The sequence below is a fragment of the Rahnella sp. CJA17(1/100) genome (assembly GCF_963881615.1).
Lineage (GTDB): Bacteria > Pseudomonadota > Gammaproteobacteria > Enterobacterales > Enterobacteriaceae > Rahnella > Rahnella aceris.
On record NZ_CAWOJA010000022.1, the window covers coordinates 61,121 to 73,922 of the forward strand.

The window sequence follows — 12,802 nt, forward strand, 5'->3', positions numbered from 1 at the left end:
ATAATCTCGCGCAACCTTTTTTCCCCCCATTATTTTTTTAGAAGCCGTTAATTCACTGGCTGGGACACCTTTATGAGCGAAAAATACGTTGTAACCTGGGACATGCTGCAAATCCACGCGCGCACTATGGCTAAACGCCTGCTGCCGGCAGAACAATGGAAAGGCATTATTGCCGTCAGCCGTGGTGGCCTGGTTCCGGCAGCGTTGCTGGCTCGCGAGCTGTGCATCCGTCATGTGGATACCGTATGTATCTCCAGCTACGACCATGATAATCAGCGCGAAATGCAGGTGCTGAAACGCGCAGAAGGCGACGGTGAAGGCTTCATCGTGATCGACGATCTGGTGGATACCGGCGGCACCGCGAAAGCCATCCGCGAAATGTACCCGAAAGCGCATTTCATCACGATCTTCGCGAAACCGGCTGGCGCACCGCTGGTTGATGACTATGTGATCGACATCCCGCAGAACACCTGGATCGAACAGCCGTGGGATATGGGCGTGGTATTCGTGCCACCTCTGGTAGGAAAATAATCCTCCACTGTTAATATTCCTCTAATTTAACGCCTGGCTTATTGCCGGGCGTTTTGCTTTTATTGCCTTGAAATCCTTTCCGCTTGACCTCACCCCTCACTTGTCGCAACGTGGGCGGGTTATAATCCCGTCCAGAAATGATCGCCTGCGGGCGACCTGCTGCTTGCTAACGGAGGATCTTGCATCATGGCTCCAGCCAATCTTACGGAAAAACTGTTTAAACCTTCCTTCAAATACCCGGAAACATCAACGCTGGTTCATCGCGTTCATCACCATAATACGCACCCGCCGATGCATTCTGCGCTGGAAGGCGACACGGTTCATTGCTGGTACCGCACGATTAACCGTCTGATGTGGATGTGGCGCGGGGTTGATCCGCTGGAAGTTGAAGAAGTGCTGTCGCGCATTGCTGTCTCCCAGGCGGAGCACAGCGATCCGTTGTTGCTCGATACCGTGATTGGTTACCGCAATGGCAACTGGATCTACGAATGGTCAAATCAGGCGATGTACTGGCAGCAAAAAGCCGCCGAAGAGAAAGATGCGGATGTGGCGAGCGAATACTGGCTGAAAGCCGCCAACCTTTACAGCATCGCCGGTTATCCGCATCTGAAAGGCGATACGCTGGCGGAACAGGCGCAAGCGCTGGCCAATAAAGCCTTTGAAAAATCCTCGGAACATTCGCCTTACGAACTGAAAGAGCTGGAATTTAAGATCCCCGGCGGTGCGCCGATCACCGGTTTCCTGCACCTGCCAGCCGAAGGGAAAGCACCGTTCCCGACGGTGCTGGTGTGTGGCGGTCTCGACACCTTACAGAGCGACCATCAGCGCCTGTTCCGTTCATATCTCGCGCCGATGGGCATCGCGATGCTGACCATCGACATGCCGTCGATCGGTTTTTCATCGAAGTGGAAACTGACCCAGGACACCAGCTTCCTGCATCAGCAGGTGCTGATGCAGCTTTCGGATGTGCCCTGGGTCGATGCCAGCCGCGTCAGTTTGCTCGGTTACCGTTTTGGTGCGAACGTCGCCGTGCGTCTGGCGTATCTCGAACCGCGCCGCGTGCGGGCAGTGGCCACGCTGGGGGCGCTGGTGCATACGCTGCTGAGCGACCCGAAATGTCAGGAGCAGGTGCCGGACATGTATATAGATGTGCTGGCGAGCCGCATCGGCATGTCGAGCGCGTCCGACTCAGCGCTGAAAACCGAACTTAATCGTTATTCTCTGAAAACACAGGGGTTGCTTGGACGCAGAACGCCGACGCCCATCCTGGCCGCATACTGGGAGAACGATATATTCAGTCCGAAGAGCGAAGCTAAGCTGATTGCGGATTCTTCCGCTGACGGCAAGCTTTTGACCATCCGCAGCGAGCCGCTTTACGCGCATTTTGACAGCGCTTTACATGAGATTTGTGGGTGGTTGCAAAAGCATATGCGTTAACTTAATAGTTGCTAATTCCTAACGTTTTGCTAAAAAGGATCGTCTTTCAATGGAGGTTGTACTATGACGTTACCAAGCGGTCATCCTAAAAGCAGGCTAATGAAACGTTTCGGTACACTGGGACCGTACATCAGAGAAGGGAAATGCGAGAACGACCGCTTTTTCTTTGACTGTTTAGCTGTCTGTGTGAACGTGAAGCCTGCGCCGGAAAAGCGTGAATTCTGGGGCTGGTGGATTGAATTGCAGGCTGAAGCCGAACGTTTTACCTATGTTTATCATTTTGGATTATTTGATAAAGACGGCATCTGGAAAGTGCAAAACATTAAAGATGCTGAAGTGCGAGAGAAGCTTGAGACGACATTGAAAGGGTTCCACAAAAACCTGAATGCCATGATCGAAGAGATGTCCCTCAAACTGGAACCTGCTGATGATTTCAGCGAAGAACCTGTGAAGCTCTCCGCCTGACTTTCTGTACTACCCATTCCCATCATGAATGCTGCTATTATAGCGTTATGCCGTTTGGCATAACGCTTCTCTGCTGTTACAAAGACAAAGAAGCCCTTCTTTTTCACACTAATGGAACGATTATGAGTGGTAGTCAGACACTGGTTGTAAAACTGGGCACCAGCGTGCTCACTGGCGGCTCGCGCCGCCTCAACCGTGCTCACATTGTTGAGCTTGTCCGCCAGTGCGCGCAGCAACATGCGGCAGGGCACCGGATTGTGATTGTCACGTCGGGCGCGATTGCTGCCGGGCGTGAACATCTTGGCTACCCCGAACTCCCCGCCACCATTGCTTCCAAACAACTGCTGGCGGCCGTCGGGCAAAGTCGTTTGATCCAGCTGTGGGAGCAATTGTTCTCGATTTATGGCATCCACATTGGTCAGATGCTGCTGACGCGTGCCGACATGGAAGACCGCGAGCGGTTCCTGAATGCCCGCGACACCATGCACGCGCTGCTCGATAACCATATCGTGCCGGTCATTAATGAAAACGATGCGGTCGCCACCGCTGAAATTAAAGTCGGCGATAACGACAATCTTTCCGCACTGGCCGCTATTCTGGCGGGTGCCGATAAATTGCTGTTGCTGACCGATCAGCGTGGTCTGTTTACCGCAGATCCGCGGACCAATCCTGAAGCTGAATTGATCCGCGAAGTCATGACCATTGATGATGAACTGCGCGGTGTGGCGGGCGACAGCGTCTCCGGTCTCGGTACCGGCGGCATGGCCACCAAACTGCAGGCGGCAGATGTCGCGTGCCGGGCGGGCGTCGACACCATTATTGCTGCGGGCAACCTGCCGGGCGTGATTGGCGATGTGATTAACGGCGTTTCCGTCGGCACACGTTTTCACGCGATGGAGACGCCGCTGGAAAACCGTAAGCGCTGGATCTTCGGTGCACCGCCAGCCGGTGAAATCACCATCGACGACGGCGCGGTTTCCGCCATGATGGAGCGCGGCAGCTCGCTGCTGCCAAAAGGGATCCGCGAAGTGAAAGGCGATTTCTCGCGTGGCGAAGTGATCCGCATCCGCAACCTGAACGGACGCGACCTCGCGCACGGTGTCAGCCGCTATAACAGCGATGCGATGCGCATGATTGCCGGTCATCACTCTCAGCAGATCAGTGAAATTCTCGGTTACGAATACGGCCCGGTTGCCGTTCACCGTGACGACATGATTGTCAGTTAAGGAGCCACAGATGCTTAACGAGATGGGCAAGGCCGCGAAAGCCGCGTCCTGGCAGCTTTCCACCCTCAGCACCGCGCAGAAAAATCGTGCGCTGATGCTGATGGCCGACATGCTTGAGGCCAACAGCCAGAGCATTATTCTTGCTAACGAACTCGACATGGCTGCTGCCCGCGAAAGCGGCATGAGCGAGGCGTTATTAGACCGCCTGCTGCTGACCCCCGCGCGCCTTTCGGCGATTGCCAGCGACGTGCGTGATGTCTGCCGTCTGAGCGATCCGGTCGGGCAGGTGATTGATGGTTCACAGCAGGACAGCGGTTTGCGTCTCGAGCGCCGCCGTGTACCGCTCGGCGTGATCGGCGTGATTTATGAAGCGCGCCCGAACGTCACTATCGATGTCGCCAGCCTGTGCCTGAAAACCGGCAATGCCGTTATCCTGCGCGGCGGTAAAGAAACGCACCACACCAATCAGGCGACGGTTAACGTCATTCAGATGGCGCTGGAGGAATGCGGACTGCCTAAAGCCGCCGTTCAGGCCATCGACAGTCCGGATCGCGCACTGGTGGCGGAACTGCTGCGTCTGGATAAATACGTCGATATGCTGATCCCACGTGGTGGCGCGGCGCTGCACAAATTGTGCCGCGAACAATCCACCATCCCGGTGATCACCGGCGGTATCGGCGTTTGCCATACGTTTGTGGATGAAAGCGTCGATTTCGACAAAGCGCTGACCGTGCTGGAAAGCGCGAAAGTGCAGCGCCCGAGCGCCTGTAACAGCCTGGAAACCGTGCTGGTGCATCAGGCGATTGCCGCCCGCTTCCTGCCGGAACTGAGCGATAAAATGCACCGCGCAGGCGTTACGTTACATGCCAGCGAATCCGCAATGCCGTATCTGCAAAACGGCCCGGCGAAAGTGCTGGCGGTGACCGAAGAAGATTATTCGGATGAATGGCTGTCGCTGGATCTGAACGTGACGGTAGTGGCCGATCTGGACGCCGCCGTGGCGCATATCCGTACCTACGGCACCGAGCATTCCGATGCGATCCTTACCCGTTCCATCAGCAGCGCGGACAGGTTCGTGCGTGAAGTGGATTCCTCTGCGGTTTACGTCAACGCCAGCACCCGTTTTACTGACGGCGGACAATTCGGTTTAGGCGCAGAAGTGGCGGTCAGCACACAAAAACTGCACGCCCGCGGCCCGATGGGATTAGAAGCCCTGACGACCTACAAATGGATTGGTTACGGCGACGATTTAGTCCGTCCGTAACTGACCGGCACCGGTGGATTCAGCATGATGAAACCGGTGCGATCGCTTATCCCTGCTGAACACCATCATTCCTGAAACAACGCCCTGACCCATTCGATAAAATACCGCACCTTTGACGGCAAATGCCTGTTCTCCGGCCAGGCAATATGCACCGGCACCTGTTCATCCGCCCATTCAGGAAACAGCGGCACCAGCGCGCCGTTATCCAGCGCTTCCTGTGCCAGAAAGCGATACGTCGTCAGCACGCCAAGCCCCGCTATGGCACCGGTCAGCGCTGCGGTGGAATCGTTAACCGAGAACTGCCAGCGCCCGCGAACAGTGACACACTGCTGATCCTTAAACACCTGATGTTCAAATACCCGTCCGGTTTGTGGCGAGGCGATCTGCACCAGCGTATGGTCGCGGATAAGATCCTGCGGATGTTCAGGCACGCCGTGTTTTTGCAGATACGCCGGTGCGGCACAGGTGATCATCGGTAAAACCCCAAGCGACCGGGCGATCAGCGCATCGTTATGCAGCTCACCGATACGGATCACACAATCGATGTTTTGCGCAATCAGATCGGCGGTGCGGTTACCGACGCTCACCTCAACCTGAACGTCGGGATAATGCATCAGGAAGCCGGGCAGGGCGGGGATCACCCGCCGATAAGCAATCGCATTCGGCATCTCGACGCGGATTTTGCCGCGCGGAGCCTGCGTTGCCGCCTGCACATTGCTGTCGAGAATCTCCATCTGATCAAGCAGCCGTATTGCTCCGTGATAATAGGCTTCGCCCTGTTCCGTCATGCTTAAACGGCGCGACGTCCTGTGCAGCAGCTTCACGCCCAGTTCGTTTTCCAGCGCCTGCACCTGCCGCGTTACCGTGGATTTCGGTAAATCCATCAGTTCTGCCGCACGGCTGAATGACCCCGAATCCACCACCTGCACGAACGTGCGCATATTCTCCAGCTTATCCATTCCGGCCCTTTCATTTTTTATCGTTGCAATATCAGCAATCCTGCATTCGGCATTGCCATCTTGTTCGCCTGTGCTGAAACAGGGAGGATGACCCCACACCAGAAGGTTGTCACCAGATAAGGTCATAAAATGAGTGTGCCAGAAACTTACCCGATCGGCAGCGCCAGAATCACTAAGATCCCCGAGATGACATTGCAAGATCCCGGATCGTCGCTTTTTCCGCAATGGAATGCTGATGCTATTCAGGATGCCGCGAAAACATTACCGGCAGATTTTTTTGGCGCAGATGCCTCAGAACTGATGCTCAGCACCCACAGCTGGCTGGTGCAGACCGGCACGCAGACGGTGCTGATTGATACCGCATCCGGCAACGATAAATTGCGTCCACTGAACCTGTTGTTCAATCAGCTGAAGACGGGCTGGCTGGATAACCTGCGGGCGACGGGCGTCGAACCGGAAGATGTTGATGTGGTACTGCTGTCACATCTGCACGTTGATCATGTCGGCTGGAATACGCGGCTGGAGAATGGCCGCTGGGTGCCGACTTTCCCGAACGCGCGTTATCTGTTTTCTGAAGCCGAATACCAGTTTTACGCCGATCCGAACAACGTCCGGGATCCGAGCGACGGCATCTTTGCCGACAGCGTTGAGCCGGTCGTGGCGGCCGGTCTCGATCAGCGGATACATGCTGATGACGCCACGGCCATTCCGGGGTTCGCCATCATCCGCACGCCAGGCCACAGCCATGATCATTTCTCTTTCGCCTTTACCTCTGAAGGTGAAACGGCCTTTTTCTGGGGCGATGTGATGCACCATCCGCTTCAGCTCGCGCGCCCTGACTGGGATTCGGTGTTCTGCGAAGAACCGGCACAGGCGACAGCCTCACGCCATAAGGCAATTGAGTTTGCCCTGAGCCATCAGGCCACCGTTTTCACCACCCATTTCGCCGGTTCCTCTGCGGGCAAAATCCGTCAGGATGCCCGTGGCCTGAGCTGGCAGCCACTCTGAGAAGGAAAACCCGATGAGCAATTCCGATATTTTCAGCGAAAGCTTTTTGATCCCGTCTGATACCGACGGCATCCGGTTGCATCTTTTGCACAAGCACCGCAAAGGGGAGCAAAAATTCAGCGAAGCCAGCACCATCGTCATGATGCACGGCGCGACTTATTCCTCCGGCAGCCTGTTTGACACGCCGCTGGAAGGCGCCTCTTTTGCCGATGCACTCGCCCGCGCCGGTTTTGATGTGTACGCCGTCGATGTACGCGGTTATGGCGGATCGACCCGTCCGGTGGAAATGCTTCAGGCCGCCACCCTCAACGCACCTGCGGTGAGAACGGATGTCGCCGTGCGCGATTTCAGCAGCGCCGTCAATTTTGTGCTCAGAACGAACGGGCTTTCACAGGTTAACGTGATCGGGATGTCGTGGGGCGGCAGCGTCACCGGTACGTACACCACGCAGAACGGCCATAAAGTCAGGCGCTTAGGGCTGATTGCCCCGCAATGGGTAAGCGATAAACCGCTGCCGCTCGACCCCGGTGGCGAACTGAACGCGTGGCGCATCGTCAATGCCGGTGCGGCGCGTGAACGCTGGATTAGCGGAGCGCCACAGTGCAAGCGGGGAGGGCTGATCCCGGAAGGGGGATTTGAGGCATGGCTGGAGAAAACCGTCAGCGACGAGCCGGATGACGCACTTCGGGCACAGCAATCAATCCGTGCCAGCAACGGTCCGATTCAGGATATCCGCGATTACTGGGCGGCGGGAAAACCGTTTTACGATCCGGCCGATATCGGCGTGCCGCTGATGTTAATCCACGGCGAATGGGATATTGATGTGCCCGTCGAACTGGCACAGGCATGGTTCCTGCGCGCCACCGGCTCACCGGATAAACGCTGGCTGGAAATCGGTGAAGCCACGCACATGATGGTGCTGGAGAAAAACCGCTATCAGATTTACAACGCCCTGATCAGTTTCTTCCGTGAACCGCTGGCGAAAGCTTAAGCAGTCAGTTCATCAAAGTGCGTGTGCTGATGAGAAAAGCAGCATACGCACCGCCGGGGGCTTGACGGACGTCGGAGATTTGAATAGCTTATGCCCCGTAGTTCCCCGGTAACACTTCAAAATGCCGACTTAGCTCAGTAGGTAGAGCAACTGACTTGTAATCAGTAGGTCACCAGTTCGATTCCGGTAGTCGGCACCATTTATCTTCTCGCACTCCCTGATTTTCAATCCTTTAGCTTCTCCCTTTAGTTCCTTTCTGCGCCTGCTCCCCGTTCGCCCAAACGTTTTTGCTGCATCAGAACCGACGTTATATCCATATTGTGCGCAGGGTGATTAAGAACTCACCAAACATCCCGATCGGCGCTTGACGGACGTCAGCGGTTTGCATAATTTGTTACCCCTAGCCCCGGCACCTTTCAAAAAAGCCGATATAGCTCAGTTGGTAGAGCAGCGCATTCGTAATGCGAAGGTCGTAGGTTCGACTCCTATTATCGGCACCATTTAGCGTTTCAGCTTATCCATTTAAAAGACTCAGGGAAGCATGCTTGTGTGCAGCGCTTTCTCAATACGTGTCAGGCATTCTTGCTGGGTTGGATGTGCCGGTGGCATATTTTTATGCCGAAGAAGATGCGCTGACTATTGCATTCCATGAAAGTAGAAAGCAGTCAGTTTAGTGTTTTCAATCTTAGGGAGCCCAAAATGAGCCAGAAACTTTTAACCTTCGCCAGATCATTTATTAATGGCGAGATCTCAGCCGAAGATTTTGCTGACCCTTATCAGATGTTATGGAAAGCTGAGGGTGAAAATGGCGATTCGCTGAAAGATAACTATCAGGACAGTGAAAAATGCTCGACCATTTTCTGTCTCGCAGATCAATTCAATCCTGACAATGATCGTGATAAGTATGAGTTTGATGCTGATGAACTTAAAGCGCGGGTTCGGGCTGTTTTGGATAACGAATGACTCTCAGGTGCCACCTGAATACAGATAAAGGAAAAACATGCAGCTCAAGGATAAGTTTGAAGAGTACTCGGAAGCCGAATTTGTTGCGCTGGTGAAAGATATTTTCGACGTGCATGGCAGCGGGTCATATCAGGACAGTTTACTGGAAAATTTCAGTCGGGTTACCGGGCATCCTTCAGGGACTGATTTAATTTTTTATCCTGAAGGAGATAACCCAGTCACGCCAGAGAGTGTAGTTACCGAAATTAAACAGTGGCGGACTTCTGTCGGGAAAACGTTGTTTAGAAGCTGACGGGTATCTGCGTCATCCGCATCCAGCGTGGCATCAATATGCCTCATAATATATTTTTCAAATCCCGAATCGCGATTTATCAGAGATTGCAGCTTAGCGATTTCCGGCCATTTATCGGTAAGTCTCCGCGCCATCGCTTCTGAATTTCCTTTTGCGATACTGCCATCGTCACATTGTGCATAAGCAATGTAGTTTTTATGTAGGGCATCCCATGAATCGAGATTGTCCACTGCAATATCTGCTGCTTCTGCATCACGTTCGGTACAGTTTTTTTGCATCAGGAGTACCAGAAAAGAGGGCAAATGATAAAATAATGACGACAATTTTCATTCTATATCCATTAATTATTATGTGTTATTTTCTGCGATGGCTGAATTTTGACTTTGAATTTATCTTGTTTGAAATAATTCATGAGACTGTTTGTGCTATAAATATTTTATATGAATCCTCTTTAAATAATAATGAATATGAGTATTCGTATTATCTGTTTGTATAAATAACTCGAATAACTTAAATGACTTATATCTTATGATTTAGCTCAAGGTTTATGGTTTTATATTTATTGTTCGTTGTGGGTGTTTATTTTAGCTGATTATCATACCGGCGAAACTCACCTCAATGGACGGAAAATAAATATGGAAATGCAATTCACTAATGAACTGAATCAGGAATTACTGGATGTCATCAATACCCCACCTTTCACGCCTGAACAACTGGCTGAAATGGATGAAAGCGCGAGGGCAGTTGTTGAGGAACAGGCAGCGTTTGCCCGTCAGCATCCTGTTATTGCGATTTACCGGCTGGCAGTTCCAGGCAGCCTGACTGCCCGCGGTGGCAAAGTCACCAAAGCCAGCAGTACAGGAAAAGTCACCCTTGAGAATGGCACGGAAGCGGCGTTTGCCCTTGAGCAGGATGAAGTCACTTATGCCGATGGCAGCACGGCAAAGATTGCCACCAGCGCAGGCCAGCAGTTTTGTAACGGTAATCGTGGGTTTGCCTTAGTCGGCAGCATGCTGGATAACGGCGATAAAATTATCAGTACGCCGCAGGGCAGTTGCTACCTGGTTGCCCGAAAAGATGTCCCGATGGCAGTAGATTTTCTTGCCGTTACCGGCGCGTAACGGATGGGGTATCGCTCAAATTGTTATGGTCGCGGGCAGGCGCTGCACGGCGACAAAACCACGACAGGCGCGGTGTGCCTGACCTCTCTGCCCAATGCGACGGAACACGGGCTTGGCGTGATCCGCATCGGTGATGCTACGACCGACTGCCCGAAATGCGGTCGTCGCGGAAAAATCACCAGCGGAGAACCGCATTCCACCTATGACGGTCTCGCTTCTGCCGTGGACGGTTCGGATGTTTTATGTGGTTGCCCGCCGGGGACGAACCGGGTTATCGCGCCAGCCGGACAATGGATGGGGAGAGGTAAATCACCCGCCGAACTGGCGCGTGAAAAGTGGGAAGCAGAGCGTGCCGCGGTATTGCTGGTTCAGGCTGAGAAAGAAGCGGCAGAACAGGCCAGACGTTCGATGCCGGTGTTTGCGAAATCCGCGGAATGTGGCGCAGGGAATACCGAAGCACGAACCTGCGAGGAGCAGCATCATAACTTCGGGCGATTGTCTTACGGGGTGCCGACGCCGGGCGCAGGCATAAAGCCCGAAGTTGAGCAGCACGCGCAGGCGACGAAGCGCAAGAAGCCCGCCGGTGATAAAAAGCCCTGGTACAAAAAGTTATTTGGCAAGAAGACTGATGCACCCGCTCAGTCTGGTATACCGCTGGCAATACCCGTAGCAACGGGCGGTGGCGCTGAACTCATTGCGTCGGGCATGAGTGCACTGCGCGGGGTGACGTCGATCCGCCTCGGCAGCCTGTTCGTGAATCCGGTCACCGTCGGTGTTATCGGGACGTTTTACTCGAACAAGCTGAACGCCGGTGAAGAGGATATTTTAAGCGACAGCCAGCTTGCGGCGCTGGCCGGAAAGTCCGCCCCGACGCGGATCCGTTTTCAGTGGGTGAAGGATAAATATGGCCGGTTAATTCCCGTGGCTTATCACACCGGCGCTGACAGCGGTCTGGATCAGGTTCGTGTACGCGCCATGCGGCGGAACATATTCACGGGTAACTATGAGTTCTGGGCGGATGGCGCGGAAAAGCCCGCCATCATCTGGACGCCCGACGAGCTTGAGTTTAAAGCGCCAGGCAATACCGGTAATCGTGATGAGCCGTATTTACCTTCGACCATCACCGTATTACCGTTACCCGGCGCGGAAGAAATGGGCAGCACCTCAACCTCGCTACCGATCCCGGATGAACAATCATTTGATGATTACATCCTGGTCAATCTGCCGCACGGCATGCCGCCGATTTATATTTATCTGAGTAAACCGCCGGTGAGGTTTTTGGAGGTTGAGTTATACAGTGACTTTAAGCGGCGCTCGAGAGAAGGGAAGTTTGAGGCGGATCATATGCCGTCATCAGCTTCGGTTATTGAGTATTACGCGCGTTTATATCCTGATTTATCTCCTAAGGAACTAGAAGACTTAGCAAAAGATGTCGCGTCAATTATCATTCCTAAAGAGTTGCATCAACAGGTGAGTGAAACATATGGTGGTCGCAATACAAAATATCAAATAGAAATTGACGCTCAAGACTTGCGTGCGGCCTCAGATAAGAATTTTGATTCTATCAAACCATCATTAAAAAACCATGGAGCGTCAGAGGTACAACTTGAAGCTGCGAGAGCAAAAATGCATAAATTAAATAAGGCTGCGGGGTTATACAAATGAGCATAAATGTTGAAGCATTAATCAGAAGTTTAGGTAAGACTTATCAAGAGATCTGTGATGCAGGTTTAATTCATTATAAAACAAAGCCTTCCGGCTCTTCTGGAAGTAATTTTGTATCGTTAGATATGCTGAAAGAAGGTGTTTACCTGGCATTTAAAAGAGAAGGGAAATATCTCTTATCCGTTACGGTTACTTTAGTTAGTCGTGACGATGCTTCTTATTCTTTCCAAAATGAATTACCGGGCCCGCTCCAAAAAAACATGACCATTGAATGGATACATAAATTTATTGGTTTACCAGATGGCAGCATACAGCCAAGACGTATAGGCAGACACAACTTCGGACTCAAAGAAAAATACACTCTTAAAGGATTTCAAATACCTACTGTTATGCAAATAATGTATACCTCAGAAGAAAGAGTGGAAACTTTAACGTTTTTACATGCGTCTGAACTCCGCTGGTAGCAAAGGGTGCCGAATTTATGAATGGGATTCTCAACATGGAACCGTCGAAGTCTATGACAAAAGCGGGCGTAACCATTTAGGTGAGTTTAATCCTGAAACGGGGTTTCAAACGAAACCAGCAGATTCAAGTCGGAGAGTTGAAAAATAATGATTGTTTATAGCATTGAAATCTTTGATGAGTTCAGCGAGCAGTTAGTGCGGGAGATAGAGATTCCTGAAGCTAACGTAGATTCTGTCGCTGAAATCATGAAATGGAATGCTACAGATAAAATGTCCTTTATCCGTGGGATTGGGGGGTTTAACGTTACAAAGGCACAAGCATTAGAATTGGAATCCATGCTGGGGATTAAATTTTATGCAGAGCAAAAAATTATTCAAATTTCAGGTGGTGAGATTTAATCATAAACACCCATACG

At 52.5% G+C, this 12,802-nt stretch carries 16 protein-coding genes and 2 tRNA genes; 16 read left to right on the forward strand and 2 right to left on the reverse strand.

The window, feature by feature from the left end:
* The first annotated feature begins 72 nt into the window (after positions 1-72).
* The 5 genes from gpt to proA all read left to right on the forward strand — a co-directional run bounded on the left by gpt (position 73) and on the right by proA (position 4,923).
* Positions 73-531, forward strand: a complete 459-nt coding sequence (gpt, locus tag AACU55_RS11730) for a xanthine phosphoribosyltransferase (protein ID WP_013574288.1) — start codon at positions 73-75, stop codon at positions 529-531.
* A gap of 186 nt (positions 532-717) precedes the next feature.
* Positions 718-1,968, forward strand: a complete 1,251-nt coding sequence (frsA, locus tag AACU55_RS11735; protein ID WP_013574289.1) for an esterase FrsA — start codon at positions 718-720, stop codon at positions 1,966-1,968.
* 63 nt (positions 1,969-2,031) lie between these two features.
* Positions 2,032-2,433 (forward strand): sigma factor-binding protein Crl, encoded by a 402-nt coding sequence (gene crl, locus AACU55_RS11740; RefSeq protein ID WP_013574290.1) that lies wholly within the window; start codon positions 2,032-2,034, stop codon positions 2,431-2,433.
* Positions 2,434-2,555: 122 nt separating this feature from the next.
* Entirely contained in the window at positions 2,556-3,659 is a 1,104-nt protein-coding gene (proB, locus tag AACU55_RS11745) for a glutamate 5-kinase (protein WP_013574291.1), read from the forward strand.
* A gap of 10 nt (positions 3,660-3,669) precedes the next feature.
* Positions 3,670-4,923, forward strand: coding sequence for a glutamate-5-semialdehyde dehydrogenase (gene proA / locus AACU55_RS11750; RefSeq protein ID WP_013574292.1), 1,254 nt, complete (start codon positions 3,670-3,672; stop codon positions 4,921-4,923).
* Positions 4,924-4,988: 65 nt separating this feature from the next.
* Here the strand turns inward: proA and AACU55_RS11755 are convergent, their stop codons facing one another.
* Positions 4,989-5,882 carry a LysR family transcriptional regulator gene (locus AACU55_RS11755; RefSeq protein ID WP_134705481.1) on the reverse strand — a complete coding sequence of 298 codons (894 nt, stop codon included), beginning with the start codon at positions 5,880-5,882 and terminating at the stop codon, positions 4,989-4,991.
* Positions 5,883-6,011: 129 nt separating this feature from the next.
* On the opposite strand from AACU55_RS11755, the gene AACU55_RS11760 reads away from it, so the two are divergent.
* The 6 genes from AACU55_RS11760 (at position 6,012) to AACU55_RS11785 (ending at position 9,136) form a co-directional block, all read left to right on the forward strand.
* The gene (locus AACU55_RS11760; protein WP_013574294.1) at positions 6,012-6,890 is read left to right on the forward strand and encodes an MBL fold metallo-hydrolase; all 879 of its coding nucleotides are present in this window, start codon (positions 6,012-6,014) and stop codon (positions 6,888-6,890) included.
* Between the two features lie 13 nt (positions 6,891-6,903).
* Positions 6,904-7,881: an alpha/beta hydrolase gene (locus AACU55_RS11765; RefSeq protein ID WP_134705482.1), complete on the forward strand. Its 978-nt coding sequence runs from the start codon at positions 6,904-6,906 to the stop codon at positions 7,879-7,881.
* A 123-nt stretch (positions 7,882-8,004) separates the two neighbouring features.
* Positions 8,005-8,080: transfer RNA gene (locus AACU55_RS11770), tRNA-Thr, on the forward strand.
* A gap of 225 nt (positions 8,081-8,305) precedes the next feature.
* Positions 8,306-8,381, forward strand: a tRNA-Thr gene (locus tag AACU55_RS11775).
* Between the two features lie 199 nt (positions 8,382-8,580).
* Positions 8,581-8,844 carry a colicin immunity domain-containing protein gene (locus AACU55_RS11780; protein WP_013574296.1) on the forward strand — a complete coding sequence of 88 codons (264 nt, stop codon included), beginning with the start codon at positions 8,581-8,583 and terminating at the stop codon, positions 8,842-8,844.
* A 37-nt stretch (positions 8,845-8,881) separates the two neighbouring features.
* Positions 8,882-9,136: a bacteriocin immunity protein gene (locus AACU55_RS11785; protein WP_134705483.1), complete on the forward strand. Its 255-nt coding sequence runs from the start codon at positions 8,882-8,884 to the stop codon at positions 9,134-9,136.
* Here AACU55_RS11785 and AACU55_RS11790 read toward each other — a convergent pair.
* Positions 9,040-9,414 (reverse strand): hypothetical protein, encoded by a 375-nt coding sequence (locus AACU55_RS11790; protein WP_240785636.1) that lies wholly within the window; start codon positions 9,412-9,414, stop codon positions 9,040-9,042. The two genes, AACU55_RS11785 and AACU55_RS11790, sit on opposite strands and share 97 nt — an antisense overlap.
* A gap of 357 nt (positions 9,415-9,771) precedes the next feature.
* Here AACU55_RS11790 and AACU55_RS11795 point away from each other — a divergent pair, with 357 nt between their 5' ends.
* The 5 genes from AACU55_RS11795 to AACU55_RS11815 are packed head-to-tail and all read left to right on the forward strand — an operon-like array spanning position 9,772 to position 12,785.
* The gene (locus tag AACU55_RS11795; RefSeq protein ID WP_037036481.1) at positions 9,772-10,257 is read left to right on the forward strand and encodes a hypothetical protein; all 486 of its coding nucleotides are present in this window, start codon (positions 9,772-9,774) and stop codon (positions 10,255-10,257) included.
* Positions 10,258-10,260: 3 nt separating this feature from the next.
* Entirely contained in the window at positions 10,261-11,922 is a 1,662-nt protein-coding gene (locus tag AACU55_RS11800) for an S-type pyocin domain-containing protein (RefSeq protein ID WP_240785631.1), read from the forward strand.
* Positions 11,919-12,386: a DUF6392 family protein gene (locus AACU55_RS11805; protein ID WP_134705484.1), complete on the forward strand. Its 468-nt coding sequence runs from the start codon at positions 11,919-11,921 to the stop codon at positions 12,384-12,386. The genes AACU55_RS11800 and AACU55_RS11805 overlap by 4 nt, the downstream gene beginning before the upstream one ends.
* Positions 12,364-12,534, forward strand: a complete 171-nt coding sequence (locus AACU55_RS11810) for a colicin E3/pyocin S6 family cytotoxin (RefSeq protein ID WP_134705485.1) — start codon at positions 12,364-12,366, stop codon at positions 12,532-12,534. Before AACU55_RS11805 ends, AACU55_RS11810 begins: the two co-directional genes overlap by 23 nt.
* Positions 12,534-12,785 carry a DUF7683 domain-containing protein gene (locus AACU55_RS11815; RefSeq protein WP_037036475.1) on the forward strand — a complete coding sequence of 84 codons (252 nt, stop codon included), beginning with the start codon at positions 12,534-12,536 and terminating at the stop codon, positions 12,783-12,785. The genes AACU55_RS11810 and AACU55_RS11815 overlap by 1 nt, the downstream gene beginning before the upstream one ends.
* Positions 12,786-12,802 lie beyond the last annotated feature (17 nt).

Bases quoted from the DNA above. Each gene is read 5' to 3' on its own strand.
- AACU55_RS11755 (WP_134705481.1), bottom strand. From the start codon at position 5,882: ATGGATAAGCTGGAGAATATGCGCACGTTCGTGCAGGTGGTGGATTCG.
- AACU55_RS11805 (WP_134705484.1), top strand. From the start codon at position 11,919: ATGAGCATAAATGTTGAAGCATTAATCAGAAGTTTAGGTAAGACTTAT.
- AACU55_RS11800 (WP_240785631.1), top strand. From the start codon at position 10,261: ATGGGGTATCGCTCAAATTGTTATGGTCGCGGGCAGGCGCTGCACGGC.
- crl (WP_013574290.1), top strand. From the start codon at position 2,032: ATGACGTTACCAAGCGGTCATCCTAAAAGCAGGCTAATGAAACGTTTC.
- AACU55_RS11815 (WP_037036475.1), top strand. From the start codon at position 12,534: ATGATTGTTTATAGCATTGAAATCTTTGATGAGTTCAGCGAGCAGTTA.
- AACU55_RS11785 (WP_134705483.1), top strand. From the start codon at position 8,882: ATGCAGCTCAAGGATAAGTTTGAAGAGTACTCGGAAGCCGAATTTGTT.
- AACU55_RS11765 (WP_134705482.1), top strand. From the start codon at position 6,904: ATGAGCAATTCCGATATTTTCAGCGAAAGCTTTTTGATCCCGTCTGAT.
- gpt (WP_013574288.1), top strand. From the start codon at position 73: ATGAGCGAAAAATACGTTGTAACCTGGGACATGCTGCAAATCCACGCG.
- AACU55_RS11795 (WP_037036481.1), top strand. From the start codon at position 9,772: ATGGAAATGCAATTCACTAATGAACTGAATCAGGAATTACTGGATGTC.
- proA (WP_013574292.1), top strand. From the start codon at position 3,670: ATGCTTAACGAGATGGGCAAGGCCGCGAAAGCCGCGTCCTGGCAGCTT.
- proB (WP_013574291.1), top strand. From the start codon at position 2,556: ATGAGTGGTAGTCAGACACTGGTTGTAAAACTGGGCACCAGCGTGCTC.
- AACU55_RS11760 (WP_013574294.1), top strand. From the start codon at position 6,012: ATGAGTGTGCCAGAAACTTACCCGATCGGCAGCGCCAGAATCACTAAG.
- frsA (WP_013574289.1), top strand. From the start codon at position 718: ATGGCTCCAGCCAATCTTACGGAAAAACTGTTTAAACCTTCCTTCAAA.
- AACU55_RS11810 (WP_134705485.1), top strand. From the start codon at position 12,364: ATGCGTCTGAACTCCGCTGGTAGCAAAGGGTGCCGAATTTATGAATGG.
- AACU55_RS11790 (WP_240785636.1), bottom strand. From the start codon at position 9,414: ATGCAAAAAAACTGTACCGAACGTGATGCAGAAGCAGCAGATATTGCA.
- AACU55_RS11780 (WP_013574296.1), top strand. From the start codon at position 8,581: ATGAGCCAGAAACTTTTAACCTTCGCCAGATCATTTATTAATGGCGAG.